At 57.9% G+C, this 24,941-nt stretch carries 25 protein-coding genes; 17 read left to right on the forward strand and 8 right to left on the reverse strand.

Translation table 11 applies throughout. The features are described from left to right. The first annotated feature begins 2 nt into the window (after positions 1 to 2). The 4 genes from GOW56_RS00085 (at position 3) to GOW56_RS00100 (ending at position 2,444) form a co-directional block, all read left to right on the forward strand. Entirely contained in the window at positions 3 to 368 is a 366-nt protein-coding gene (locus GOW56_RS00085; protein ID WP_171204572.1) for an RNA-binding S4 domain-containing protein, read from the forward strand. Between the two features lie 66 nt (positions 369 to 434). Then, entirely contained in the window at positions 435 to 773 is a 339-nt protein-coding gene (gene fdxA, locus GOW56_RS00090; protein ID WP_152457680.1) for a ferredoxin FdxA, read from the forward strand. A gap of 282 nt (positions 774 to 1,055) precedes the next feature. Next, positions 1,056 to 1,565, forward strand: coding sequence for a CarD family transcriptional regulator (locus GOW56_RS00095; protein ID WP_152457681.1), 510 nt, complete (start codon positions 1,056 to 1,058; stop codon positions 1,563 to 1,565). Between the two features lie 117 nt (positions 1,566 to 1,682). Continuing rightward, on the forward strand, positions 1,683 to 2,444 hold the full coding sequence (locus GOW56_RS00100; protein ID WP_171204573.1) for an ion channel: 762 nt from the start codon (positions 1,683 to 1,685) through the stop codon (positions 2,442 to 2,444). Here the strand turns inward: GOW56_RS00100 and cobS are convergent. Further along, a complete protein-coding gene (cobS, locus tag GOW56_RS00105) occupies positions 2,441 to 3,205 on the reverse strand; it encodes an adenosylcobinamide-GDP ribazoletransferase (RefSeq protein ID WP_171205014.1) in 765 nt (254 codons plus the stop codon). The genes GOW56_RS00100 and cobS overlap by 4 nt on opposite strands. 78 nt (positions 3,206 to 3,283) lie before the next feature. On the opposite strand from cobS, the gene cobT reads away from it, so the two are divergent. Continuing rightward, a complete protein-coding gene (gene cobT / locus GOW56_RS00110) occupies positions 3,284 to 4,294 on the forward strand; it encodes a nicotinate-nucleotide--dimethylbenzimidazole phosphoribosyltransferase (RefSeq protein ID WP_171204574.1) in 1,011 nt (336 codons plus the stop codon). A gap of 30 nt (positions 4,295 to 4,324) precedes the next feature. Here the strand turns inward: cobT and GOW56_RS00115 are convergent, their stop codons facing one another. Next, a complete protein-coding gene (locus GOW56_RS00115; RefSeq protein WP_171204575.1) occupies positions 4,325 to 6,205 on the reverse strand; it encodes a monovalent cation:proton antiporter-2 (CPA2) family protein in 1,881 nt (626 codons plus the stop codon). A gap of 20 nt (positions 6,206 to 6,225) precedes the next feature. Beyond that, positions 6,226 to 6,681 carry an Lrp/AsnC family transcriptional regulator gene (locus GOW56_RS00120; protein ID WP_152457686.1) on the reverse strand — a complete coding sequence of 152 codons (456 nt, stop codon included), beginning with the start codon at positions 6,679 to 6,681 and terminating at the stop codon, positions 6,226 to 6,228. A 147-nt stretch (positions 6,682 to 6,828) separates the two neighbouring features. Between GOW56_RS00120 and hppD the strand changes: the two genes are divergently transcribed. After that, entirely contained in the window at positions 6,829 to 7,926 is a 1,098-nt protein-coding gene (gene hppD / locus GOW56_RS00125) for a 4-hydroxyphenylpyruvate dioxygenase (protein ID WP_171204576.1), read from the forward strand. 89 nt (positions 7,927 to 8,015) lie between these two features. On the opposite strand, the gene GOW56_RS00130 is transcribed toward hppD, so the two are convergent. Next, the gene (locus GOW56_RS00130) at positions 8,016 to 9,965 is read right to left on the reverse strand and encodes a hypothetical protein (protein WP_171204578.1); all 1,950 of its coding nucleotides are present in this window, start codon (positions 9,963 to 9,965) and stop codon (positions 8,016 to 8,018) included. A gap of 155 nt (positions 9,966 to 10,120) precedes the next feature. On the opposite strand from GOW56_RS00130, the gene GOW56_RS00135 reads away from it, so the two are divergent. Beyond that, positions 10,121 to 10,825, forward strand: a complete 705-nt coding sequence (locus GOW56_RS00135) for an SIMPL domain-containing protein (protein ID WP_371807861.1) — start codon at positions 10,121 to 10,123, stop codon at positions 10,823 to 10,825. A 2-nt stretch (positions 10,826 to 10,827) separates the two neighbouring features. On the opposite strand, the gene GOW56_RS00140 is transcribed toward GOW56_RS00135, so the two are convergent. From GOW56_RS00140 to GOW56_RS00150, 3 genes are all read right to left on the reverse strand, one after another. Continuing rightward, a complete protein-coding gene (locus tag GOW56_RS00140) occupies positions 10,828 to 11,538 on the reverse strand; it encodes a GNAT family N-acetyltransferase (protein WP_171204579.1) in 711 nt (236 codons plus the stop codon). Between the two features lie 2 nt (positions 11,539 to 11,540). Next, positions 11,541 to 12,833 (reverse strand): O-acetylhomoserine aminocarboxypropyltransferase/cysteine synthase family protein, encoded by a 1,293-nt coding sequence (locus GOW56_RS00145; RefSeq protein WP_152457691.1) that lies wholly within the window; start codon positions 12,831 to 12,833, stop codon positions 11,541 to 11,543. A gap of 72 nt (positions 12,834 to 12,905) precedes the next feature. Next, positions 12,906 to 13,901, reverse strand: coding sequence for a hypothetical protein (locus GOW56_RS00150; protein ID WP_171204580.1), 996 nt, complete (start codon positions 13,899 to 13,901; stop codon positions 12,906 to 12,908). Between the two features lie 442 nt (positions 13,902 to 14,343). On the opposite strand from GOW56_RS00150, the gene GOW56_RS00155 reads away from it, so the two are divergent. Genes GOW56_RS00155 through preA form a run of 3 tightly spaced genes read left to right on the forward strand, consistent with a single transcriptional unit; the run spans position 14,344 to position 17,884 of the window. After that, positions 14,344 to 15,678 carry an NAD(P)-dependent oxidoreductase gene (locus tag GOW56_RS00155; RefSeq protein WP_171204581.1) on the forward strand — a complete coding sequence of 445 codons (1,335 nt, stop codon included), beginning with the start codon at positions 14,344 to 14,346 and terminating at the stop codon, positions 15,676 to 15,678. 46 nt (positions 15,679 to 15,724) lie between these two features. Next, positions 15,725 to 16,561 carry a methyltransferase domain-containing protein gene (locus GOW56_RS00160; RefSeq protein WP_171204582.1) on the forward strand — a complete coding sequence of 279 codons (837 nt, stop codon included), beginning with the start codon at positions 15,725 to 15,727 and terminating at the stop codon, positions 16,559 to 16,561. Between the two features lie 18 nt (positions 16,562 to 16,579). Next, positions 16,580 to 17,884, forward strand: a complete 1,305-nt coding sequence (gene preA, locus GOW56_RS00165) for an NAD-dependent dihydropyrimidine dehydrogenase subunit PreA (protein ID WP_171168560.1) — start codon at positions 16,580 to 16,582, stop codon at positions 17,882 to 17,884. Positions 17,885 to 17,931: 47 nt separating this feature from the next. On the opposite strand, the gene GOW56_RS00170 is transcribed toward preA, so the two are convergent. Then, positions 17,932 to 18,540: a TetR family transcriptional regulator C-terminal domain-containing protein gene (locus GOW56_RS00170; RefSeq protein WP_152457696.1), complete on the reverse strand. Its 609-nt coding sequence runs from the start codon at positions 18,538 to 18,540 to the stop codon at positions 17,932 to 17,934. A gap of 172 nt (positions 18,541 to 18,712) precedes the next feature. Between GOW56_RS00170 and GOW56_RS00175 the strand changes: the two genes are divergently transcribed. The 7 genes from GOW56_RS00175 (at position 18,713) to GOW56_RS00205 (ending at position 24,883) form a co-directional block, all read left to right on the forward strand. Next, a complete protein-coding gene (locus GOW56_RS00175) occupies positions 18,713 to 19,963 on the forward strand; it encodes a Zn-dependent hydrolase (RefSeq protein WP_152457697.1) in 1,251 nt (416 codons plus the stop codon). A gap of 92 nt (positions 19,964 to 20,055) precedes the next feature. Further along, complete coding sequence (hydA, locus tag GOW56_RS00180) at positions 20,056 to 21,510, forward strand: dihydropyrimidinase (RefSeq protein ID WP_171204583.1); 1,455 nt, start codon at positions 20,056 to 20,058, stop codon at positions 21,508 to 21,510. Beyond that, positions 21,511 to 21,909 carry a hypothetical protein gene (locus GOW56_RS00185; RefSeq protein ID WP_171204584.1) on the forward strand — a complete coding sequence of 133 codons (399 nt, stop codon included), beginning with the start codon at positions 21,511 to 21,513 and terminating at the stop codon, positions 21,907 to 21,909. It begins immediately after the preceding gene. Continuing rightward, positions 21,906 to 22,694: an ABC transporter ATP-binding protein gene (locus GOW56_RS00190; RefSeq protein WP_171204585.1), complete on the forward strand. Its 789-nt coding sequence runs from the start codon at positions 21,906 to 21,908 to the stop codon at positions 22,692 to 22,694. The genes GOW56_RS00185 and GOW56_RS00190 overlap by 4 nt, the downstream gene beginning before the upstream one ends. Continuing rightward, positions 22,684 to 23,127: a GNAT family N-acetyltransferase gene (locus GOW56_RS00195; RefSeq protein WP_254447137.1), complete on the forward strand. Its 444-nt coding sequence runs from the start codon at positions 22,684 to 22,686 to the stop codon at positions 23,125 to 23,127. The genes GOW56_RS00190 and GOW56_RS00195 overlap by 11 nt, the downstream gene beginning before the upstream one ends. Beyond that, entirely contained in the window at positions 23,124 to 24,041 is a 918-nt protein-coding gene (locus tag GOW56_RS00200) for an ABC transporter permease (RefSeq protein WP_170344671.1), read from the forward strand. Before GOW56_RS00195 ends, GOW56_RS00200 begins: the two co-directional genes overlap by 4 nt. Next, a complete protein-coding gene (locus GOW56_RS00205; protein WP_171204587.1) occupies positions 24,038 to 24,883 on the forward strand; it encodes an ABC transporter permease in 846 nt (281 codons plus the stop codon). The genes GOW56_RS00200 and GOW56_RS00205 overlap by 4 nt, the downstream gene beginning before the upstream one ends. Positions 24,884 to 24,941 lie beyond the last annotated feature (58 nt).

Here is a 24,941-nt window from a genome sequence, read left to right on the forward strand (position 1 = left end):
AAATGGCCGAGGCCAGGCTGCGGGTTGACAAATGGTTGTGGCAGGCGCGGTTCTTCAAGACCCGCAGCCTGGCCGCCAAACAGGTCAGCGCCGGCCATGTCAGGTTGAACGGAAACCGGGTGCAAAAACCGGCGCAGGCCGTGGCCCCGGGCGACGTTCTGACCTTTCCTCAGGGCCGTATCGTCCGCGTTGTGCGCATCGAAAAAATCGGGGATCGCCGTGGTCCGGCCCCCGAAGCGCAAACGCTGTATTTCGATATGACCGAAAAACAGGACGTTCCGCCCAAAAATCCGGGGTTTGAGGGAAAAGGTCGCCCGACAAAGAAAGATCGCCGTTCACTTGATCTTTCTCGCACCGAAGATCGCTGATCATATCTTGAAGAGTAGGCCAGACTGAATTAGCTAAACGCTCAAACCGCAAACGGGAATCCGATCATGACCTATGTTGTCACCGAAAACTGTATCGCCTGCAAATATACCGACTGTGTCGAAGTATGTCCGGTGGACTGTTTCTATGAAGGTGAGAACACGTTGGTCATCCATCCCGACGAATGCATCGACTGCGGTGTTTGCGAACCGGAATGCCCGGCCGACGCGATCCGCCCCGATACTGAACCGGGCATGGATCAATGGGTCGAATTCAATCGCAAGTACTCGGAAATGTGGCCTGTGATCGTCACCAAGAAAGATCCGCTTCCCGATGCGGAAGAACGCGACGGTGAAGAAGGCAAGATGGAGAAGTATTTCTCGGAAGCACCGGGCGAGGGTGGTTGAACGATTCGCGCTCAAACCCCTGTTTGATGCGAAAAGAACGCGGCACAACCTGTTGAAAACAGGTTGAATATGAAGATTTACCGTGGGGTAAACTTTCGGGTGTCGTATTTTTGTGATATACTTGGTTCTTATATGATGACCGAGATTGGGATGCGCTCCACAAGTATGCTCGCTTTGGAGATTTGAATTTGTGACAATATCGCCGCCTGTCGGGGCTGAAAAAGTCCCCGCATGTGGTGCTTTTGTTGTCTGTGTCCCGTCCGCAAGCAAGGAAAAAACTGAATGACAAAGTCGAAAAAGCTCGAGTTCCGCCCGAACGACTATGTTGTCTACCCCGCCCACGGCGTAGGCCAGATCATCTCGATCGAAGAACAGGAAGTCGCGGGATTCTCTCTGGAGCTGTTCGTCATCTCATTTGAGAAAGACAAGATGACTCTGCGCGTGCCGACCAACAAGGTTACCGAATCCGGACTGCGGTCGCTCAGCTCGCCCGACGTGATCAGTCAGGCGATGAAAACGCTCAAAGGAAAGGCAAAGGTCAAACGCGCCATGTGGTCGCGCCGTGCTCAGGAATACGAGCAGAAAATCAACTCGGGCGATCTGATCTCGATTGCGGAAGTGGTCCGCGATCTGCATCGCACGGACGATCAGCGCGAGCAGAGCTATTCCGAGCGTCAGTTGTACGAAGCTGCCCTGGAACGCCTGACCCGCGAGGTCGCGGCGGTTTCCGGCGCCGGCGAAGTATCCGCTGCCAAACAGGTGGACGAAGTTCTGACCTCTCGCGCTGCCTGACAGCGAGTTCAATATGACAACAGGCCGCTCCACCATCGGGGCGGCCTTTTTCGTGGCTTGGTGAATTCCGCAAGTACCGCTAATTTCACTGTATATGCAGCAAGCTACAGGGCGGACATGAAGCAGACAGTTAGATATCTGTATATAGGACATGACCCGATTTCGGTCTGGTTTCGGTACGCTCTGATCCTGTTCGATGTTGCGACAATCATTTTCTTTGTCGCAACGGCTCACGTCCCTCATGGTCCCGGCTTGGTCCTTGCAAGCCAGTTGATCGGGTTTTTGATTTTCTTGGACTTCTCTGCGCGGCTTTGGATTTCAAAGGATCGTTGGAAGCTGCTGCGCCAGATTTATACGCTGGCGGATATTGTCGTCATTGTCTCGCTGGTTCTGGATCCGTTCCTGACGGGCAACCTGGCTTTCCTAAGGATTCTGCGGGCCTTGCGCCTGATCCACTCATACCATCTGCTCAGGGACTTGCGACGCGACAGCAGCTTTTTTCGCACCCATGAAGACGCGGTGATTGCGGCAATCAATCTGATGGTTTTTGTCTTTGCCACCTCTACGGCGGTTTTGGTGTTCTTCATTCCGGAAGACGTACAAACGCCTTACATAGACGCGCTATATTTCACCATGGCCACCCTGACCACAACCGGGTTCGGTGACATCACGCTGAGCACCCCTTGGGGCAAGCTGTTCTCGGTGTTCATCATGGTCGTGGGTGTCGCGTTGTTTGTCCGTTTGGCGCAGGCGATATTCATGCCGCAGAAGGTACGTCACAAATGCCCAAGCTGCGGGTTGTATCGGCATGATCCGGATGCCGTGCATTGCAAGCATTGCGGTGGAACACTGCGGATCGAAACAGGCGGCGCGTCCTAAATCTGCGCGCTGATGGCAAGTAGAAACGCGATCTCGGCCAGTTGTTGCGATGCCCCAAGTATGTCCCCGGTCTGGCCACCGATCTTCTTGCGCGCTGTCAGCGCCAAGATGGCAGCAACCAAGACAGCAGAGATGATGGCGGTGATCGCCGCACCCCCGCACAGGAAAACGGCGATTGGAACGGCCAGGCCCAAGGACATGCTGACCGAAATCGCGCCGGGGGTTCCCACCGAATGGCTCAGCCCCGATTTTCTGGCGTTTGGCAGGGATGCCATCAAAACGGGCATCAAGGCGCGTGAGAACACGCAGGCTGCCAGAATCGCCCAAATCGACCCGGTTGCCAAAATCGTGGCAACTGCCGAAACCCGAGCAAGCTGAGAAAAAACCAAAGCGAGAACACCATAGGTTCCGATCTGGCTGTCTTTCATGATTTCAAGTCGACGTTCAGCGGTGAACCCGCCCCAGAGGCCGTCGAACGTATCGGCCAGACCGTCTTCGTGCATCGCGCCCGTCGTCATGATCAACGTTGCAACCAATAGGGCCGCGGCAACAAAAGGGGGCAGATGAAAGACCATTGCCAACCATCCGACCAGACAGGCCATCCCTCCGACGGCCAGCCCGGCGACGGGGAAGGCCCATGCCGCCTGTGCCTGCCGCTTGAATACAGGTTCGGGCAATCGGGGCAGGGGCAGGCGGGTCAACAGCACCAGAGCCAGCGGAATGTCCCACAGGGAAAAGGGATTGGTGTCGTTTTTATGCACGCCCGTGCCTTTCGGGGTCTTGTTGGATTCGATGCTTCGGTTAAACACACAGGACCACTCTGATGCAATGAGGCTTTCATGTTGCCTGAACTGAATGATTTGAACGCGTTCCGTGCTGCGCTTGCAGCGGCTCCGGGGCCGGATGCCACCGCGGCGCAGGGCGCGGCAGAGCGAAACGGACAACTGACGAAACCCCCGGGCGCGCTGGGGCGACTTGAAGATTTGGCAATCTGGTACGCAGGATGGCGAGGAGATGCCCGGCCACAGATCGCGGCGCCACAGGTCATCGTCTTTGCCGGAAACCACGGAGTCACTGCACAGGGGGTCTCGGCTTTTCCGTCGGAAGTGACCGTGCAAATGGTGATGAACTTCGAACATGGCGGTGCGGCGATCAACCAACTGGCCCGGGCGGCGGGTGCAACGATGGATGTTCACGCGCTGGATCTGGACAACCCGACCGCAGATTTCACCCAGGCACCGGCCATGACGGAGGCCGAATTGCTGGACGCGCTGCGCACCGGCTGGCAGGCCGTGGACCCGCAGGCTGATCTGTTGGTCGTGGGCGAGATGGGCATTGGCAACACGACCCCGGCAGCCGCCATTGCCTGCGCGCTGTTCGGCGGTGACGCGGCCGATTGGACAGGTCGCGGGACAGGCGTCGATGATGCAGGGCTGACCAACAAGACCCGCGTCGTGGCCGAAGGTGTAGCGTTGCACAAGTCAGAGGACGGCCTTGAAATCCTGCGCTGCCTCGGAGGTCGTGAGATCGCGGCGATGGCAGGGGCGATTGCCGCCGCGCGGATATTGCGCATTCCTGTGATCCTTGACGGTTTCATCTGTACCGCTGCCGCTGCCTGCCTGTGGAGGCTGTCGGATACCGCACTGGATCACGCCGTGGCTGGCCACCAAAGCGCCGAGGCCGCACACGGTGCGGTATTGGCGAAGCTGGGCAAGGAACCGCTGCTAAGCCTTGGTCTTCGGCTGGGCGAAGGCTCGGGCGGGGCGCTGGCGATCAATATTCTCAAAAGCGCCATTGCCTGCCATTCCGGTATGGCAACCTTTGCCGAGGCAGGAGTGTCTGACGGTTGATTCATTGCCTGACCCGGGCACAGGCTTGGGTCAGGCGGACTTCTTGGCGTGTTTTTCGGCCAGCTCCAGCAGCGCGGTTTCCAAATCTTTTTCCAGCTGCTGTGCACGCTCGATGTATTTCTTGTTTTCGGCAGTTGGCAGACCCGGGACCCATAGTTCGGCGAGATCGCGAACAGACATCCGGTCATGGTGATAAAAGGTCTGTTCCGCCTGTGCGGCCTCGTACTCACTTAGCCCGACATTCTCCAGAACATAGCGGCCTGCGCGCAATGAGCTGTCGAAAAGTTCCCGCACGATGTCGTTGGCGCCAGCCTGATAGAGCTCGTACACATGCGTCCGGTCGCGGGCGCGGGCGATGATGTGAAGGTCAGGGCGCTGCCGTCTGGCATACCCGACAAGCCGCGTGACTTGCTTGTGGTCATCCATGGCGGCGACAAGGACCGACGCTTTTTCCAACCCCGCAGCGCGCAGCAATTCAGGGCGTGTAGGATCGCCCAGAAACCCTTTGACGCCGAAACGGCGCATCAACTGAATGGTTTCGATATCATGGTCCAGTACAACCGTCTTGAACCCGCTGGCCCGCACCAGCCGGTTTACAATCTGCCCGAACCGACCAATCCCGGCGATGATGACGGGGCCTTTTTCGTCAATTTCGTCCGGCACAGGTTCTTTGAAAGTGTCGCCGATCTTTCGCGACAGAAGATCGTAGATGATAAACAGAAGCGGTGTGATCAGCATCGTCAAAGCGATGATCATCAGCAGTTTTTGGGACAGGTCGGGGGGGATGACATTCTGTTGCGTGGAAAATGCCAGCAGAACAAAGCCAAACTCACCCGCTTGCGCCAAGCCCAAGGTAAACAGCCAGTGATCGCGCCCACGCAACTTGAAGGCCTTACCCACAAGATACAGGATGATCCCTTTTGCAAGGATCAAAAGAAGCGCCAGACCGATCAGGTCAAGGGGATCATCAAAGAAATAGGCAACATCGATCCCGGCACCGACCGTGATGAAGAAAAGCCCAAGCAAAAGCCCTTTGAATGGCTCAAGGTCGCTTTCCATTTCATGTCTGAACTCGGAACTGGCCAGAACCACGCCCGCCAGGAAGGCGCCCAGGGCAGGAGAAAGTCCGACGAGGGTCATCAGGAAGGAAATCCCGACCACGATCATAAGCGCCAGAGCAGTATACATCTCGCGCAGGCGGGTCGCGTGGATGAAGCGAAACAGCGGGCGGGTCAGGTAGACACCGGCCAGGATGACAAACACCACTGCCCCGATCGTAACCAGCGTGACGGCCCAACCCGGCAGACCTTCGACCAGAGAAAGGCTGTGATGGTCCGCGCCGTGAAGGTCTCCGGCCCCGCGGTCAATCGAACCATCCGATTCGATATGAGGCATGGCCGGCAAGGCCAGAAGTGGAAGCAAGGCCAAGATCGGAATGACCGCAATGTCCTGCGTCAGCAGCACCGAAAACGTAGCTCGACCGCCATTTGTTCGCATCAGGCCCTTTTCCGAAAGAGTCTGAAGAACGATTGCCGTGGATGACAGCGACAAGGTCAGCCCTACGGCCAGGGCGACCGACCAGGGGTGGTTGGCGTACATTGCCACGGCAGCGATCGCAGCCGTCGACAACGCAACCTGCAACCCGCCCAACCCCAGCAACTTGTCGCGCATATCCCACAGGGCGCGCGGCTCCAGTTCCAGACCGATCAGGAACAGCATCATCACCACACCGAATTCGGCAACGTGCTGAAGGTTTTCCGTTTCCGCGCCGACAAGCCCAAGAACAGGTCCAATGATGATCCCGGCGGCCAGATACCCCAGAACCGACCCCAGCCCCAGCCGTGCAGACAGGGGAACGGCGATGACCGCCGCTGCCAGATAGATCGAAGCCTGATATAGGAATACGTCCATAGGTGTCCTCTCGGGCCCGTTCAGGTGGGCAGGGGGGCGTCGCGTTTCAGTTGGTCCATTACGATCTGGCTATGGACCCTTGCAACGGCAGGATGCGGCAGGATGACCGAATGTAGCAAGCTGTTGAGCGCGGAAAGATCGTCACAATAGATGTGCAGCAGGTAATCTGCCTCTCCGGTCATCGTCCATGCGCTGGTAATTTCGGGGCGGGTGTCGACCATGCGGGCGAAGCTTGCAGATTGTTCAGGGCCATGAGTTCCCAGATGGACCTGAACAAAGCCTTGCACTTGCAGACCCAGCTTCAGCGGGTCCAGCCGGGCGGCATATCCGGTGATGTACCCTTCGGCTTCAAGCCGCTGGCGGCGGCGTCCTGCCTGACTGGGCGACAGGTTCAGCATTTCGCCCAGTTGGTGCGCGGTCAGGTGCGCGTCCTTTTGCAGGGCGGAAAGCAATCGCTTGTCGGTCGCGTCCAGCATGTGCGGAAAAATCCTGCCTTTATTAACTTTTATGCGCGTTTTGCGCGCCTGTCGGCAGTTTACACGAAAACAATGCGCAGAAACAGCGTCATAAAAGTCATATTTTTGAATCAGCAAAGAAATTCCTGTTTTCTAAGGAGACGCGCCATGGGTCCTTTCCCACACAACGCCCCGAAATCTGTTATCAGCGAAGAAAACCCAGCCGGAACCGATGGGTTTGAGTTCGTCGAGTTTGCCCATCCTGAGCCGCAAGAGCTGCGGGATCTGTTCGCGAAGATGGGGTTTGACCTGGTGGCCCGCCACAAGGAAAAACCTGCCGTCGAGCTGTGGCAGCAAGGGGATGTCACCTATGTCCTGAACGCGGATCCCGACAGCTTTGCCGCGAGGTTCGTGGAAGAGCACGGCCCTTGCGCGCCATCCATGGGGTGGCGCGTTGTTGACGCGCAGAAGGCCTATGAACATGCGGTGTCGAAAGGTGCAGAACCTTACGACGGCGCTGACAAAACCATGAATGTGCCTGCGATCAAGGGCATCGGCGGATCATTGATCTATTTCATCGATCAATATTACGACACATCGCCCTACAATCAGGAATTCGAGTGGATCAAGGAATCCAAACCACGGGGTGTGGGCTTCTTCTATCTCGATCACCTGACGCACAACGTCTACAAGGGCAACATGGACAAGTGGTTCAAGTTCTACGGCGACCTGTTCAACTTCCGTGAAATTCGTTTCTTTGACATTCAGGGCAAGTTCACCGGGTTGTACAGCCGGGCGCTGACGTCTCCTTGTGGTCGTATCCGCATCCCGATCAACGAAGACCGCGGTGAGACGGGGCAAATCGTGTCTTACCTGAAGAAATACAAAGGTGAAGGCATCCAGCATATTGCTGTCGGCAGTGACGATATTTACGCCTCGACCGATGCAATTGCGGAAAACGGTCTGAAATTCATGCCGGGCCCGAACCAGGCATATTACGAGATGTCCAAGACCCGCGTGGCCGGCCACGAGGAGCCGTTGGACCGGATGATGAAACACGGCATCCTGATCGATGGTGAAGGCGTCGTTGACGGTGGTGAGACCCGGATTCTGCTACAGATTTTCTCGAAAACCGTCATCGGACCGATCTTCTTCGAGTTCATTCAGCGCAAGGGCGACGACGGTTTCGGCGAGGGAAATTTCCAGGCGCTATTCGAATCCATCGAACGCGAACAGATCGAAAGCGGCGAGATTTCCGCAGCCTGATTGCAACGCACTGACACGCCGGGGGCAGTTCATCTGCCTTCGGCGCTTTCATGTGACGGTTGGTGCGTCAGAAGATCGATTGCCGGTTTTCAGCTGCGCGGCATCGCCAGGGTCACGTTGCGGCCCTTTTTCTGATATCGAAGCTCACTGTCGCTGATCGCGATGACTTTCCCGCCATCAAGGCGGTCTCCGACTTTCAGCTTTTTGTAACGCCCGCTGGGAAGCCGCACCAATGCGCGTCTGTTGGCTGGCGTTCCGTAGACCCCGATCAGGTTCAGCCTGCGCAGATTGATTGCGTTGTCGATCGTGGCTTGTCGTGCGACCGAGGCAGTCGAAGGAATTTTGGGTGCGACGGTTTTTGGTTGGAACGATCCTGCTTCATCGGATTTCTGATCTAATGCTGCTGTGGACCCAAGATTCGAACTGTTTGAAACAGGTGATTTGGCAGGGGCCAATCCGGCAGGGCGGGATTTGGGGCGCGGTACTCTTACGACAGCCAAGGCCGTTGGTGCATCATCGACCTGTGGCTTGGTCTGAAGGCTTTCCGGGCGCGCTTTCGGCCGCTTGGATGCCAATTCCTCCAATGACCGGCCACCCAGTTGACCGCGCTCGAAATTCTCGACCAGATCAGCAGGGCGTGGCTTGGGCCGAATGCCTGCCAATCTGTCGTCGACCTCGTCGACCACCGGTTCTTCTTCGAAACGAACCGGAGTTTCAGGCGGAACCTTGGATGGGCGCCCCAGATAAACAACGATCCCTTCCGGATTCACGGTGCCTTCCGGTGTTGGCACGACCAGGCCGTTCTCATCCAGATCAAACCGAGTGCCCGCAATGTTGGGGGATACGTCGGGTTCAAAAGGAGCGTCGGTGTCAAAACTGGGGTCGGGGGGCAAGGCTACTGCATCCTCGAACAGATCGGCGTTGTCGAGCGATGCCAGATACAATTCCTGCGGTTCAACAGTTTCGGGTATTTCCGGTGCCGCAGGCGCTGTCGTGCTTATGCCCGTAACGGCCTCGACACCTCTTTGCGTCTCGGGGTCCTGAGCGACGGATTCCACCGCGGTAGGGGCAACTTTGAGGGCCTCCAGAATGGCTGCATCTGTGGCAGTCAGATCCGGCTGCGTGCCGGTCTCGGTTTCCGAGGGCTCGTTCGCTGGCTCTTCGGCGTCATCGGTCGCAAGGTCCGGAACGACTTGTTGCGGGGTTTCCAGCGCAGCAGTGTCCAGCTCTGGTTCAGGCAGGGGCTCTGCGGCCGGTTCAGAAGTCGAAACCGCAACCTGTGCCGGGCTCTGTTCCGCCTGATCCTGTTCAGGGTCGGACCCCGATGCCAGCCAAATACCAACTAGTCCACCAACGAGAAACACAGCGGCAAAGACAGCAATGGCAGACCGTTTTACCCTTGAAGATGCATTCAGGCTGTTCACTGTTTCCCGGGGTACTCGGAAAGCCTCGGGCGCGGCGGTGCCGGCAATCGGATGGGTGGGCAGGCCGGAATCATCAGCCTGTTCAACTGCGTCCATTTCCACCGGAGATGGCTGGTTTTCCGGGTGTGACAGATCGGAAGCGTCCGAGGTTTCGCGAAACAACGCCTCGCGCGGGAACGCGCCCTCTTTGTCTTCGGCAGTGAACGCCACCACCACAAAACCATGTTCCGAGGCAAAGGTCCGTGCTTCGGCCAGAGTTTCAACCGCCACGGCGGCAACAAAGGTCGTGCCGCCTTCGGTGTGACTGTCATAACTCAGTTCCGACAGGGCGTAAGGCGTGGCCTCGGTCAGAGCACTTTCGATACGTTCCGTCCGGCCTTCCGGCGGCAGCCCATCGGTCGAAAGCTTTAGAAACCGAACCTGATCCTCTGGCAGCACGAGCTTGCAGCTCAGATCATTTTCCAGCGCAAATGCCTTTTCCCGCAACGCCTGTATCTGTGCGGACAAGTCCGGAACATCCAGCGGAATCGTACCGACGACAAACCAGTCGTCATCGGAACGGTGGTGCAGTGTTATTCCGGTCGCAGAAAAAGACAGCGCAAAGGCGGGTTTCATATTCCGGAGGAACCATAATTATCAATGTCAATGCAAACGACTTTGCGTTTGCAGACCGACATTAAAGCAGGAACCCGCCGAGGGAAAGAAAAAGGCGGTATCCCCTCTTGTATCGCAAGGACCCGTCAACCCATCTAAAAGCAGAGTAATTTGGAGTGATAACCTTGAAGACATTCGCTTTTCTGGCCGCGATGATGGCGGCAACGGCTGCCGGGGCCGCTCATGCGGAAGAACGTCGCATCAACGTTGATGCAACCGGAACAGTGCAGATTGCGCCTGATATGGCGACGATAACCTTGGGCGTGACCAACGAAAACGCCGAAGCCTCGGCTGCGATGCAGGCGACGTCGGATGCCGTTTCCAAAGTCCTGGCGCGTCTGACCGAGATGGGTATCGAAGATCGTGACGTCCAGACACGGGATCTGTCATTGTCCCCCGTCTGGTCGGGTCGTCACGGACAGAATGGGGAGACACCGGAAATCACCGGCTTTACTGCGTCCAATCGCGTGTTTGTACGTGTGCGCGACCTGACCCAACTGGGGAAGATCATGGACGCGGTCATTCAGGACGGCGCCAATGATTTCGGGGGCTTGAGCTTTGGCGTGCAGGATCCCAACCCGATCGAGGCGCAGGCGCGTGCCAAGGCCGTTGGCGAAGCCACGGCCAAAGCACAGCAGTTGGCAGAGGCAGCGGGCGTGACGCTTGGTCCGGTTCAGTCGATCTCGGAACAAACGGCTGGCATTCGTCCGATGGCAGAAATGCGCGCGCTGAGCATGGCGGATGCGGGTGGTGTTCCCGTCGCGGGAGGCGAGGTCTCGGTTTCCGTCAGTGTCTCGATGGAATTCGAGATTTCAGACTAAGATCACGCTTTCGCGCGGGCCATCAGCGGTTTGTGCTGCTGGCCCGTGCCGTCAAAATTGTCGGGCGACAGCCAGGCTTCGAATGCATCGCGAATGCGCGGCCATTCGGCGTCGATGATCGCGTACCACGCCGTATCCCGATTGCGGCCCTTGTAATGGGTCGCCTGCCGGAACACCCCTTCGAAAGTAAATCCCAGCCGTTCAGCGGCATTGCGTGACGGTGCATTCAGTGCGTCGCATTTCCACTCGTACCGGCGATAGCCAAGCTCGTCGAAAACCCGCTTCATCATGAGGTACATGACCTCGGTCGATTGCGGCTTGCGTTGCAGCAGCGGCGAAAAGTGGATGTGGCCGACTTCGATGGCACCCGCTGCGGGTTCGATCCGAAGATAAGAGGCCATGCCCACCGGCACTTCGTCCGCATCCAATACGGTATGAAACATCGGGTCCGCATCCATGCAGTTGGTGCGGGCCCAGTCTTCAAATTCCGGTTCGCTGTCAAACGGGCCATAGGGCAGGTAAGTCCAGTTACGGCCATCCCTGTCATTTGCAAACGCCCGAAAAAGCCCGGGCGCATGGCGATTCACATCCAGTGGCACGACAGAACAGTACCGGCCTTCCATCGGTGTATGAGGCGGTGTCGGGCGCGGAAAGTCACCCGACACCGGCAAACCGATGGGCTGGCCCAGTGCGTTTGTGGCGTGCCCGGCCATTGTCAGGCGCTGGCCTTGGCGAGGGCCTGATCAAGGTCCGCGATCAGGTCGTTCACGTCTTCGATGCCGATAGACACCCGCACGACACCCGGACCTGCACCGGCAGCCTCTTGTTGTTCCGGCGTTAGTTGACGGTGGGTGGTCGAGGCCGAATGGATGATCAACGAGCGGGCATCGCCCAGATTGGCCACATGGCTGAAAATCTCAAGAGCGTTGACCAGTTTGATACAGGCGTCATAACCGCCCTTCACCGCAAAGGTGAACAGTGCACCGGCGCCACGCGGATACTGTGATTTGACCCGGTCCTTGTAAGGTGATGACGGCAATCCCGCATAGGTGACGTATTCCACGCGGTCATCCGCTTCCAGCCACGCTGCGATTTTCTGGGCGTTTTCGACGTGACGCTCCATCCGCAGCGACAGTGTTTCGATCCCCATCAGCGTGTAATGGGCTGCCTGCGGGTTCATGGTCATGCCCAGATCACGCAGACCGATGGCAATGCCGTGGAAGGTGAAGGCCAGCGGGCCAAAGGTCTCGTGGAACTTCAGGCCGTGATAGGCAGGCTCGGGTTCGCTCAGTGACGGGAATTTGTCATTCGCGGACCAGTCGAACTTGCCAGAATCCACGATGCACCCGCCTGTGACGGTGCCGTTGCCGGTCAGGTACTTGGTGGTAGAATGCACAACCAGCGTTGCGCCGTGCTCGATCGGACGGCACAGGTAGGGCGTGGCCGAGGTGTTGTCGACAATAAGCGGGATGCCCGCCGCATCAGCAACATCCGCCAACGCACGGATATCAGACACATAACCGCCCGGATTGGCGATGGATTCGCAGAACACGGCGCGGGTGTTTTCGTCGATGGCATCCTTCACGGCGTCCAGATCATCGGTATCTACGAATTTGGCGGACCAGCCAAAGCGTTTGATCGTCTGGCTGAACTGCGTGACCGTGCCGCCATACAAACGGGTCGAGGCGACAACGTTGCAGCCGGGGCCCATCAGCGGAAACAGCGCCATGATCTGTGCCGCATGCCCGGACGAGCAGCACACCGCCCCGACGCCGCCTTCAAGCGTCGCCACGCGTTCCTGTAGAACGGCGACGGTTGGGTTGGTCAGGCGGGAATAGATAAAGCCCACCTCTTGCAGGTTGAACAGGGCCGCTGCGTGGTCCGCATCCCGGAACACATAGGCCGTGGTCTGATAAATCGGTGTCTGGCGTGCTCCGGTCGCCGGGTCGGGGCGGGCACCCGCATGAATTTGCAATGTGTCGAAACCGTAGGTCGGGCCGTCAGACATCGTGAAAATCTCCTGTTGGTATCTGTCTTGCGGAATCTGTAGGCCATTGCCCGCCTGCGCACAACGATCCTGTCAGCGCAGCCAGAGGCCTTTGCTTTTGATCGCGTTGCGCAGCGCCTGTTCCCGCCGCGGCAGATTGTCCTGATCAAAGAGCGCACGGATTTTTTCGCCTTTGCCCTGAAGAACCAGCTTTTTCAGCGGATCATACTGTTTGAGCACTTTTTTGACCTTGTTGGGGGCCACGACGGTTTCCAGCACATCGATCACGTGATCGCTTTCGCGGGCATAAAGCAAAGGGAACAGGCGATAGTGGCAGCTGACGGACCCATCCAGAAGCCCGTCCGGCAAAGTATCCCGCCCGCCGCCGAAAGAATGAATGACCAGCGGCAGGGCTGCCTGATCCAGCCATGGGTCAAGGTTCTGGCCCGTCAGTTCGGGAATGTTTTCATCCCGGATCGTTCTTGCGTAGTCCAGGTAACGTTCACCGAACATCCTGGGGCATTTGTAAAAGAAGTAACCTGCGTTGAAGTAAAGGTATCGCCGCCAGTAACCATCGGGTTGGTCCGGATCCACCGAGCTTTCGAAATCCAGCCCGAAGCGTGCATAAAGCGACCGCCAGATACCGTCAAAGCCGGGGCCGTACAGCGTCGGCTTTGGCCACGTGCCCTCGACCTTCAGTGAGGCTCCGGGGCGGTCGAAATCGAACGGAACGCTTGTGATGTCGCCGGTGATCAGCGTGTCCGTATCGAAGAACACAAAGGGTTCACCTTCCGGCAGAGCCAACAAAGCCTCGATCTTGTTGCCATAAGGGTAGCTTTCGCCAAAAACATGCGAGTCGAAGGGCAGGATTTCGGCATCCAACTGTTTCAGGGCTTTCAAAACGTCTTCGTCCTGGATGCTGGGGTTGTGGGTCCAGCGCGGGCCCGGGTTGGGTGTGGCGACAAACAGCCTGCCTTTGAACCCGGGCGAGCAATGGCGAAGCGAGGCCGCAAACAACAAGGCCTCATATTGCAGGCGGTTGTTTTGCCCGACAACCGCGATGTTGAATTTCCGAGAACTTGCCTGCATCTATGCCCATTCCTGAAAGCTGCCGGAACCGGCACCCTTTGATCCGGGTTACAGCAAGCGGGGTGGGGCGTCAAAAGCCGAAAGTTTGATTTCTTGTTATCTATGGCATTCCTCTCATCGCGCCGAGAAAGGGTTGAGCAAGGTCCTTTTGCGGATTTTCCGAGGTTGGCCCGGTTCATGTCGAAAGGTGAAATCGACAGCGTGCCATGTTCACCGAACCTTGTTTGCCAATACCCGCACAGCCCTTTCCTGGGCAAATCCTGCCTTTGGGCCCAGTGATTCAACGCGGTTCCTGCTCAATCGCTAAGCGAAGTGGCCAAAAACACGGTTGTTTTTGCAGGGCTTTTCATTTTTTGACCATTTGGCAAATTTTACCAATTGATAAAAAAAATTTTTGTGGCAAGCTGAGAGCATAACAAACATATCTACAGGGAGTAGAGTGATGGCACAGGGCCAGATGGCACCCGGTATCGTAGCCGGGCGGCTTTCAAGCGATGAGCTGACCTCGAATTTCACCGATCTGCATCCGCCACTTGCGCAGCATGAGGCCGCAGTAGCCGCAGATCGCTGTTATTTCTGCTACGACGCACCATGCGTAACGGCCTGTCCAACGGATATCGATATCCCGTTGTTCATTCGCCAGATTCAGGCCGGTCAACCGCAATCAGCAGGGCGCACGATTCTGGAACAGAATATTCTGGGCGGAATGTGCGCTCGGGTCTGTCCAACCGAAACGCTGTGCGAAGAGGCCTGCGTTCGCGAAGCCGCCGAAGGCAAGCCGGTTGAGATCGGGCGCCTGCAACGTTTCGCCACCGATGAAATCATGGCCTCGGGTGTGCATCCGTTTGAACGGGCGCCTTCGACCGGCAAGACAGTTGCCGTTGTGGGGGCCGGGCCTGCGGGTCTGGCCTGTGCCCATCGGCTGGCGATGCTGGGCCATGACGTGGTGATCCATGAAAGCAAGCCCAAACCCGGCGGCCTGAATGAATATGGTATCGCAGCCTACAAATCGACCAACGATTTTGCACAGGCCGAGGTGGACTGGCTGCTGAAAATCGGAGGGATTGCAATCGAGACCGGTTCGGTTTTGGGCGAAAGCATCTCGTTGGATGGGCTGGTCGAAAACTACGACGCGGTGTTTCTGTCCATTGGTCTTGCCGGTGTCAACGCCTTGCGTGCAGGCGGTGTCGACAAGGACGGTGTGCGGGCCGCGGTCGATTTCATATCGGACGTGCGGCAGGCCAGCGACCTTGCCGATCTGCCCGTTGGACGGAATGTGGTCGTCATCGGCGGGGGCATGACAGCTGTGGATGCCGCCGTGAAATCCAAGCTTCTGGGCGCCGAAAACGTCACGATTGCCTATCGCCGCGGCCGGGATGCCATGGGGGCCAGCCGGTACGAGCAGGACCTGGCAGCGTCGCATGGCGTTCGGATCATGACCAATGTTCAGCCGGTGGCCATCCACGGCAATGGTACCGCGACCGAGATCGAGCTGGAATATACATCCAGCCAGAACGGTCAGCTCATCGGCACCGGAGAAACGATCCGCTTGCCGGCCGATCAGGTTCTCAAGGCTATTGGGCAGACCTTGGAGGGCGCACCCGAAGGCCTGACGCTGGATGGCAACAAGATCGCCGTCAGCGGTGCTGGCCGAACCTCCTTGGCTGGTGTCTGGGCTGGTGGTGACTGCGCTGCGGGCGGTGAAGATCTGACCGTAACGGCCGTTGCCGAAGGTCGGGACGCGGCGATGGACATCCACGCAACGCTCGTTTCGTGATAGGGTGGGGTATTCACCCCATTCCTTTCGCTGCTGAGGTATTCCCATGTCCCAGATCGAACAAGCCGTTGCTCAACACTATACCACCGGTGCACTGACCGAACGCGTCCGCGCGGCGCTGAAGGCCAGCGGCATCGACCCGGATGCGGCCACGGTCGCTGATCTGAAGGCGGGGGATGAATTCCATACAGGCGGCGTTCTTGCGACCGACAACCTGTTTGCGCAACTTTCCCCGACCCATGCGACACGCGTTCTGGATGTTGGATGCGGCATCGGAGGCACATCCCGGTACATAGTGGACAAATATGACTCAAGGGTTACAGGGGTCGATCTGACGCCCGAGTTCGTGGAAACCGCAACTGCGCTAAGCGATCTGGTCGGACATTCCGAAAAGACCAGTTTTCACGTTGGCAGTGCTCTGGACATGCCTGTGCCGGATGCCGGGTTCGACCTTGCCGTCATGATGCATGTGGGCATGAATATCGAAGACAAAGCGGGGCTGTTCGCGGAAGTGTCACGGGTTTTGGCCACCGGTGGCACCTTTGCCCTGTTCGACGTCATGGGCGGAGAGGTGGATGAACCGCTGGATTTTCCGCTTCCCTGGTCCACTTTGCCGGAAACCTCCTTTGTCCACGCGCCAGAGATATACAAAGACGCCGCGGCCGCGGCCGGTCTTGAGCTGGTTGCCGAAACAGACCGCACCGTGTTTGCGATCCAGTTCTTCGAAGATGTGTTTGCCAAGATAGCCGAGACCGGACCAGCGCCGCTGGGGATCCACCTGATGATGGGCGAAACGGCGCCCGAAAAGTTCCAAAACTACGTCAAAAACCTCAAGGCCGGGCGTATTCGCCCGACCGAAATGATATTCAAAAAATCCGGCTGAGCCGGGAAGGGAGAAGCCATGGCCGATCTGACGACAAACTTTCTGGGCATTTCCAGCCCTAATCCCTACTGGCTGGCCTCTGCGCCGCCGACCGACAAGGAATACAACGTTCGCCGCGCCTTCGAGGCCGGATGGGGCGGTGTGGTTTGGAAAACGTTAGGGTCCGAGGGCCCTCCGGTCGTGAACGTGAACGGTCCGCGCTATGGAGCGATTTACGGCGCGGATCGGCGGTTGCTTGGCCTGAACAACATCGAGTTGATCACGGACCGGCCATTGGAAGTGAACCTTGAAGAAATGGCGCGGGTCAAAGCGGATTACCCGGATCGCGCGCTGATCGCTTCGATCATGGTGCCGTGCGAGGAAGAAGCATGGAAGGCCATTCTGCCACGCGTGGCAGAAACCGGTGCGGACGGGATCGAACTGAACTTCGGCTGCCCTCATGGGATGAGTGAACGTGGTATGGGCTCGGCCGTGGGGCAGGTTCCGGAATATATCGAGATGGTCACGCGCTGGTGCAAACAGTATTACGACCGTCCGGTCATCGTTAAGCTTACGCCGAACATCACTGACATCCGCAAACCGGCTGCGGCAGCCAGAAACGGTGGTGCGGATGCGGTGTCGCTGATCAACACCATCAATTCGATCACCAGCGTCAATCTGGACACGTTCAGCCCTGAACCGTCCATTGACGGCAAAGGCAGCCACGGTGGGTATTGTGGCCCCGCCGTCAAGCCCATTGCATTGTCGATGGTGTCCGAGATCGCGCGGGCCGACGCGACGCGGGGCCTGCCGATTTCCGGCATCGGCGGCGTCACCACATGGCGTGACGCGGCCGAGTTCATCTCGTTGGGTTGCGGCAACGTTCAGGTGTGCACCGCTGCGATGACCTATGGCTTCAAGATCATCGACGAACTGACGGCAGGGCTGTCGGAATGGATGGATGAGAAGGGTTATTCCAGCATAGATGAAGTGATCGGACGTGCGGTGCCCAATGTCACCGACTGGCAGTATCTGAACCTCAACTACGTCGCCAAGGCGAAGATCGATCAGGATCAGTGCATCAAGTGTGGCCGGTGTTATGCGGCCTGCGAAGACACCAGCCACCAGGCGATTTCCATGTCCGAGGACCGCGTCTTTGAGGTGATGGATGACGAATGCGTCGCCTGCAACCTCTGCGTCGATGTTTGTCCGATCGAAGGCTGCATCGATATGGTGCCGATGGCAGCGGGCGAGGTTGATCCCCGGACCGGAAAAGAAGTTCAGCCAACCTATGCGAACTGGACGACGCATCCGAACAACCCGATGGCCAAGGCGGCCGAATGACGGGATTGCGACAGATCGTCAAGGGGCCGTTTTTTCGGCCCCTTTTTTCAGGGGCTCAGAAGTTTGCGGTACAACGTGTCAACAAAGGTTTCTGCGCCCTCGAACGGATCTTCGTTGCCCAGAATTGCACGAACCTGAACATCGAAATCCGCATAGTGCTGCGTCAAGGCCCAGATCGAAAACACCAGGTGGTAGGGGTGCACCCGCGCGATTTTTCCTTGATCCATCCAGCCGGTAAGGATCGTGACCTTTTCGTCGACCAGTGTCTTGAGATCATTGGACAATGCATCGTGAATACGCGGCGCGCCCTGTACAAGCTCGTTGGCAAAAAGGCGGCTTTCCCGTGGTAGCTCCTGACTCATCTGCAACTTGCGCCGAATGTATGCCAGGATTTCCTCCATCGGATCGCCATTGGCGTCCAGATCATGCAGCGGAGCCAGCCAGGTATCCAGCAGGCCGGACAGCAATTCAGTATGGATCGCTTCTTTTGATGGGAAATAGTACAGCAGGTTCGGCTTGCTCAGACCTGCTTCTGCGGCGATCTGGTCTACGGTTGCGCCGCGAAACCCGTGGGCTGAAAACACGTTCAGAGCGGCCTCTAGAATCGCGGCGCGGTTCTTTTTCTGAATACGGGTTGGTGCGCGGTCTTTTGGCATGTTTTCAGCGTGTCTCTTTTTTCGTCGAACAGGTGCGGGACGTACTGAAAATTTCAGCTGAACCGCGCAAATTCTTGACTGATACCGAACCCGTGATAGCGTGAGTTTGACCATATGGTCAAATCAAGACACCAAAAGCGAGCCAACTCGCCAGCAAACAGGGAAGATGAACATGGCAGCTCCGGCGCAGAATCTCAGGATCAATGGCGACAGGTTGTGGGACAGCCTGATGGAGATGGCCAAGATCGGCCCGGGTGTCGCTGGTGGCAACAATCGCCAGACCTTGACGGATGAGGACGCGGAAGGCCGCGCCTTGTTCCAGAAATGGTGCGAGGAAGCAGGGTGCACCATGGGGCTTGACCAGATGGGCAACATGTTTGCCCGCCGCGAAGGCACTGACCCGGACGCGCTGCCGGTTTACGTGGGATCGCATCTGGATACGCAGCCGACAGGCGGTAAGTTTGACGGCGTGCTGGGTGTCCTGGGAGGGCTGGAACTGATCCGGACGCTGAACGACCTGGGGATCAAGACGAAACATCCGATCGTCGCCACCAACTGGACAAACGAAGAAGGCACGCGTTACGCGCCGGCGATGCTGTCTTCGGGCGTATTTGCCGGGATGCACACGCAAGACTGGGCATACAACCGCGAAGATGCTGAGGGCAAAAAGTTCGGGGATGAGCTGAACCGGATCGGCTGGCGTGGTGATGAAGAGGTGGGCGCCCGCAAGATGCACGCGTTCTTTGAACTGCATATCGAACAGGGCCCGATCCTTGAAGCTGAAGGCAAGGATATCGGCGTCGTCACCCATGGTCAGGGGCTGAGCTGGACGCAGATCACGGTAACGGGCAAGGACGCGCATACCGGATCGACACCGATGCCGATGCGCAAGAATGCCGGGCTGGCCATGGCGCGGATCCTGGAGAAAGTGGACGAGATCGCTTGGTCTCATGCTCCGCATGCGGTGGGCGCGGCGGGGCATATCGATGTCTACCCGAACTCACGCAATGTGATCCCGGGCAAGGTGGTGTTTACGGTCGATTTCCGCTCGCCCGAACTGGAGGTGATCACCGACATGGAAAACCGCCTGCGGGTGGCTGCCGAGGACATCGTTGACGAGATGGGTCTCCAGATCGAATTCGAGAAAGTCGGCGGGTTCGATCCGGTGAAATTTGACGATGCTTGCGTATCGGCCGTGCGAAACGCAGCCGAACGGCTGGGCTATTCGCACACTGATATCATCTCGGGCGCGGGGCATGATGCCTGCTGGATCAACCGGGTTGCGCCGACCGCGATGATCATGTGCCCCTGTGTTGACGGGCTGAGCCACAATGAAGCCGAAGAAATCAGCAAGGAATGGGCCGCAGCCGGGGCGGATGTTCTGCTGCATGCCGTGGTCGAGACTGCCGAAATCGTGGAATAGGGGGCGCTGCCCCCGTCGCCCTAAGGGCGACTCCCCCGGGATATTTTTGGCCAGATGAAGCAAGCGGCGCAGACCGCATCAGGGAGTTCAAAATGAGTACTGTCATCAAAAACGGAACCGTTGTCACCGCGGATTTGACTTACAAGGCGGATGTGTTGGTGGAGGGTGGGTTGATCACCGAAATCGGCATGAACCTGAAGGGGGACAAGGAACTGGACGCAACCGGCTGTTTTGTGATGCCGGGCGGGATTGATCCTCATACCCATCTCGAAATGCCGTTCATGGGCACCTATTCCAGTGATGACTTTGAAAGCGGGACGCGGGCGGCCCTGGCGGGTGGCACCACCATGGTTGTCGATTTTGCACTTCCCAATCCGGGTGAAAGCCTGCTGGATGCGCTTAAACGTTGGGACAACAAGTCGACACGGGCCAATTGTGACTATTCGTTCCACATGGCGGTGACCTGGTGGGGGGAACAGGTGTTCGACGACATCAAAACCGTGATCGAGACGCGCGGTATCAACACCTTCAAGCATTTTATGGCCTACAAGGGCGCGCTGATGGTGAATGATGATGAGCTGTTCGCCTCGTTCAAGCGTCTTGCCGAGCTTGGCGGTACCGCCCTGGTGCATGCCGAGAATGGGGATGTGGTGGCAGAGCTGAGTGCCAAGCTGCTTGCCGAAGGCAATACCGGCCCCGAGGCACATGCGTATTCGCGCCCGCCGCAGGTGGAAGGCGAAGCCACCAACCGGGCGATCATGATCGCGGACATGGCGGGTGTGCCGCTGTATGTTGTACACACCTCGTGTGAAGAAGCGCATGAAGCCATCCGCCGGGCGAAAATGCAGGGTAAGCGAGTATGGGGAGAGCCCCTGATCCAGCACCTGACATTGGACGAAAGTGAATATTTCAATCAGGATTGGGACCACGCGGCGCGACGGGTCATGAGCCCTCCGTTCCGCAACAAACAGCATCAGGACAGCCTGTGGAATGGCCTGCAATCGGGAACGCTGAGCGTGGTTGCCACCGATCACTGCGCCTTCACAACCGAACAGAAACGTTTTGGTGTTGGGGATTTCACCAAGATCCCGAACGGCACCGGCGGGCTGGAAGACCGGATGCCGATGCTGTGGACCCATGGGGTCAACACTGGACGCCTGACACCGAATGAATTCGTGGCCGTCACTTCAACAAACATCGCCAAGATATTGAATTGCTATCCGAAAAAAGGCGCCGTTCTGGTGGGTGCAGATGCCGATCTGGTGGTGTGGGACCCGGACAAGACCAAGACGATCAGCGCGGCGACGCAGCAGTCGGCGATCGACTACAACGTGTTCGAGGGGCACGCGGTCAAGGGCCTGCCGCGCTTTACCCTGACCCGCGGACAGGTGGCGGTGCATGATGGCGAGATCCGAACGCAGGAAGGCCACGGAAAATTCGTCGCGCGCGAGGCCAACACCACCGTGAACAAGGCGCTGAGCACCTGGAAACAGCTGACCGCCCCGCGCCCGGTAGAGCGGTCGGGCATCCCGGCGACGGGGGTGTGAGTGCCGTTTATCCGCGCTGTATTGGGGTATCTGGTTGCGGTCTTCGTGGGGACGGTGTTGCTGCTTCTCTTGATGGAATCACAGACAGAAAACGGCATGGGTTGGCGGGCAGTCATGTTTCGCGTGCCGTCGTATTGGCTGTTCGGTCTCATCTTCACGGTCCTGCCAGCGTTTGCACTGCGGTTGACTGCGGTGATCTTTCACCTTTTTCATCCGATAACAGCTGCGGTTTTTGGCGCATTGACGGGTGTGGCGGTGTACCTTTTGGTCAGCACCGAAAACATGACAGGACGACCTTTGGTGGTCGATTTGCATGACCTACTGCTGTTTAGCGTTGCAGGAGCGATTGCCGGGTTGGTTTGGCTTTGGGTCGAAAGATTGGGGACTAATAAAGAATGACAACGAACGCGCCGGTAATTGAGGCAAAGAACCTCGACCTGACCTTCCAAACCAATGACGGACCCGTGCACGCCCTCAAGGACGTGAATCTGGCGATCGACAAGGGCGATTTTGTCAGTTTCATCGGGCCGTCCGGTTGTGGCAAAACCACCTTTCTACGCTGTATCGCAGCCCTTGAGACACCTACGGGCGGGACGCTGACCGTCAATGGCATGACGCCTGATGAGGCGCGTCGAAACCGGGCGTATGGGTATGTTTTCCAGGCGGCGGGCCTTTATCCTTGGCGCACAATTGCCAAGAACATAAAACTGCCTCTTGAGATAATGGGATTCACCGCTGTCGAACAGGATGAGCAGGTGAAGAGGGTCCTGGAACTCGTTGATCTGGAAGGGTTTGGCGGAAAGTTTCCCTGGCAGTTGTCGGGCGGGATGCAGCAGAGGGCCAGTATCGCGCGTGCCCTTGCCTTCGATGCGGATATCCTGCTGATGGACGAGCCGTTCGGGGCGCTGGATGAGATCGTGCGGGACCACCTGAACGAGCAGCTTCTTGAGCTCTGGGCGCGGACGGAAAAGACGATCGGATTCGTGACACACTCCATTCCCGAGGCGGTTTACCTGAGCACAAAGATCGTGGTGATGAGCCCGCGCCCCGGGCGGATTGCAGATGTGATTGACAGCCCGCTGCCCAAGGAACGGCCGCTGGATATCCGTGATACTCCGGAATTCATTGAGGTCGCGCATCGCGTCCGAGAAGGTTTGCGGGGTGGGCATTCCAATGACGACTAACCTGAATGCGGATAAAATCCGGCGCGCGGCACCAGGCGATGTGCCAGCCTGTGCCAGGGTTGTTCATGACTGGGTCACGCAAACAGACTGGATGCCCGACGAACTGCCGGTCGATGAACTGGCGAAACTGATCAGTGACGCATTCGACGACCGTGAAATGTGGGTCGCCGGTGATCCGGTCGATTGCTACATGTCAGTGGACCCGGCACAGAACAAAATCGGCGCGCTGTATTGCAGCCGGACGGGGCAGGGTATCGGCAAGCGCCTTGTCGACAAGGCAAAAGAGGGCCGAAATTTTCTCTGGCTGACGACGCATCGGCCCAATACGGCGGCGCAACGCTTTTATCGCCGTGAAGGGTTTGAAGTGACGGCCGAGGAACCTCCTGTGCCACCGGATACCGTTCCGGTCTTCAGAATGGAGTGGCGTGCATGAAGCAGGTCATCGCCGTATTCACAGTCATCGCCGCAATTGTTCTGTTCTGGTACGTGGCCTGTATTCCGATGAACATAAAGGGCGTGTTGACCGAACAGGAACGTGCCGGGGCCGTCGTGCAGCCGCCATCCGCCAAGGACCGGCGTGACATGTCCGAGGTTGGTCTTGTTTTGAACAACACATTCGCCATCCCGGCCACATGGGAACAGGACCGGCCTCGACTGCCGGCCCCGCATCAGGTCGCCATCGAGATGTGGGAAACGACGGTCCAGAAAAAGATCACCTCGAAACGGTCGCTGATCTATCACGGCTGGGTCACGCTGAGTGCAACGATGCTTGGGTTTGCGATTGGCACCGGGCTGGGAATCCTTCTGGCCGTGGGTATCGTGCATAGCCGTGTGATGGACCTGTCGGTCATGCCATGGGCCATTGTCAGTCAAACCATTCCGATCATCGCGCTGGCACCGATGATCATTGTGGTGCTGTATTCCGTCGGTATCCAGGGCATCATTCCCAAGGCGATCATATCGGCCTATCTGAGTTTCTTTCCGGTTGTCGTCGGCATGGTCAAGGGCCTGCGCAGCCCCGATGCGATGCAGCTGGACTTGTTGCGGACGTATAACGCCAGCCGGTCTCAGGGCTTTTGGAAATTGCGCCTGCCGGCATCCATGCCGTATCTGTTCACCTCGCTGAAAATCGGGATCGCTGCGTCGCTGGTCGGTGCCATTGTTGGTGAGCTTCCGACAGGGGCTGTCGCCGGTCTGGGCGCGCGGTTGCTTGCTGGCAGCTATTACGGTCAGACGGTACAGATCTGGTCGGCTCTGTTCGCGGCTGCCATTCTGGCGGCGTGCCTGGTCGGGCTGCTGGGGCTGATTGAACGGGCCGTACTGAAACGAATGGGGATGGCGCAATGATACTGGTTTTCTGTGCTGTCCTGCTTTGGCTCTTTGGCTGGTGGTTGAACAGCCGGTTAGCCAGCGGGCCTTATGCCGACACCCGAATGGTGCGGTTTCTGGCCCCGCTGATCTTTGGCCTGACGGTCATCGGGATCTGGGAGCTTCTTGTGCGCGGGCTTGAGGTTCCTCTGGTCATCCTGCCAGCGCCGTCGGTGATTGCGGTACGGTTTGCGGACAGCCTTCCGATCCTGTGGGCTGACTTTGTGCAGACCATCATCAAGGGCGCGCTCAGCGGCTATGTCATCGGGTGCATCGCGGCCTTTCTGATGGCGATTGCGGTGGATCGCTGGGATTTCCTGCGTCTGGGTCTGTTGCCGGTCGGCAATTTCGTGGCCGCCCTGCCGATTGTCGGAACCGCCCCCATTCTGGTGATGTGGTTTGGGTTCGACTGGCACTCCAAGGCGGCGGTGGTGGTTGTGATGGTGTTCTTTCCGATGCTCGTCAACACCGTGGCAGGCCTGCGGGAAGCCACCTCGATGCAGCGCGATCTGATGGAGACCTATGCCGCAACCTATTGGCAGAGCTTCATGAAACTGCGTTTGCCCGCAGCGATGCCCTTCATTTTCAACGGGTTGAAGATTTCCACCACTTTGGCACTGATCGGCGCTATCGTGGCCGAGTTCTTCGGTTCACCGACACTTGGTATGGGGTTCCGGATCTCTACCAGTGTCGGGCAATTGTCGCTGGACATGGTCTGGGCTGAAATCGTTGTTGCGGCACTGGCCGGCACGGCCTTTTATGGGCTGGTGGCGGGGATCGAAAAAGTGGTGACCTTCTGGCACCCGTCACAGCGCGGATAAAACAAAGAAATCAACAGACCCCGAAATTGGGGCACAACAAGCAACTAGGAGAAATGAA

It is taken from the genome of Ruegeria sp. HKCCA0235A (assembly GCF_013033235.1).
In the GTDB taxonomy this organism is placed as follows: domain Bacteria; phylum Pseudomonadota; class Alphaproteobacteria; order Rhodobacterales; family Rhodobacteraceae; genus Ruegeria.

Bases quoted from the DNA above. Each gene is read 5' to 3' on its own strand.
- GOW56_RS00085 (WP_171204572.1), top strand. From the start codon at position 3: ATGGCCGAGGCCAGGCTGCGGGTTGACAAATGGTTGTGGCAGGCGCGG.
- fdxA (WP_152457680.1), top strand. From the start codon at position 435: ATGACCTATGTTGTCACCGAAAACTGTATCGCCTGCAAATATACCGAC.
- GOW56_RS00095 (WP_152457681.1), top strand. From the start codon at position 1,056: ATGACAAAGTCGAAAAAGCTCGAGTTCCGCCCGAACGACTATGTTGTC.
- GOW56_RS00100 (WP_171204573.1), top strand. From the start codon at position 1,683: ATGAAGCAGACAGTTAGATATCTGTATATAGGACATGACCCGATTTCG.
- cobT (WP_171204574.1), top strand. From the start codon at position 3,284: ATGTTGCCTGAACTGAATGATTTGAACGCGTTCCGTGCTGCGCTTGCA.
- GOW56_RS00115 (WP_171204575.1), bottom strand. From the start codon at position 6,205: ATGGACGTATTCCTATATCAGGCTTCGATCTATCTGGCAGCGGCGGTC.
- GOW56_RS00120 (WP_152457686.1), bottom strand. From the start codon at position 6,681: ATGCTGGACGCGACCGACAAGCGATTGCTTTCCGCCCTGCAAAAGGAC.
- hppD (WP_171204576.1), top strand. From the start codon at position 6,829: ATGGGTCCTTTCCCACACAACGCCCCGAAATCTGTTATCAGCGAAGAA.
- GOW56_RS00130 (WP_171204578.1), bottom strand. From the start codon at position 9,965: ATGAAACCCGCCTTTGCGCTGTCTTTTTCTGCGACCGGAATAACACTG.
- GOW56_RS00140 (WP_171204579.1), bottom strand. From the start codon at position 11,538: ATGGCCGGGCACGCCACAAACGCACTGGGCCAGCCCATCGGTTTGCCG.
- GOW56_RS00145 (WP_152457691.1), bottom strand. From the start codon at position 12,833: ATGTCTGACGGCCCGACCTACGGTTTCGACACATTGCAAATTCATGCG.
- GOW56_RS00150 (WP_171204580.1), bottom strand. From the start codon at position 13,901: ATGCAGGCAAGTTCTCGGAAATTCAACATCGCGGTTGTCGGGCAAAAC.
- GOW56_RS00155 (WP_171204581.1), top strand. From the start codon at position 14,344: ATGGCACAGGGCCAGATGGCACCCGGTATCGTAGCCGGGCGGCTTTCA.
- GOW56_RS00160 (WP_171204582.1), top strand. From the start codon at position 15,725: ATGTCCCAGATCGAACAAGCCGTTGCTCAACACTATACCACCGGTGCA.
- preA (WP_171168560.1), top strand. From the start codon at position 16,580: ATGGCCGATCTGACGACAAACTTTCTGGGCATTTCCAGCCCTAATCCC.
- GOW56_RS00170 (WP_152457696.1), bottom strand. From the start codon at position 18,540: ATGCCAAAAGACCGCGCACCAACCCGTATTCAGAAAAAGAACCGCGCC.
- GOW56_RS00175 (WP_152457697.1), top strand. From the start codon at position 18,713: ATGGCAGCTCCGGCGCAGAATCTCAGGATCAATGGCGACAGGTTGTGG.
- hydA (WP_171204583.1), top strand. From the start codon at position 20,056: ATGAGTACTGTCATCAAAAACGGAACCGTTGTCACCGCGGATTTGACT.
- GOW56_RS00190 (WP_171204585.1), top strand. From the start codon at position 21,906: ATGACAACGAACGCGCCGGTAATTGAGGCAAAGAACCTCGACCTGACC.
- GOW56_RS00195 (WP_254447137.1), top strand. From the start codon at position 22,684: ATGACGACTAACCTGAATGCGGATAAAATCCGGCGCGCGGCACCAGGC.
- GOW56_RS00200 (WP_170344671.1), top strand. From the start codon at position 23,124: ATGAAGCAGGTCATCGCCGTATTCACAGTCATCGCCGCAATTGTTCTG.
- GOW56_RS00205 (WP_171204587.1), top strand. From the start codon at position 24,038: ATGATACTGGTTTTCTGTGCTGTCCTGCTTTGGCTCTTTGGCTGGTGG.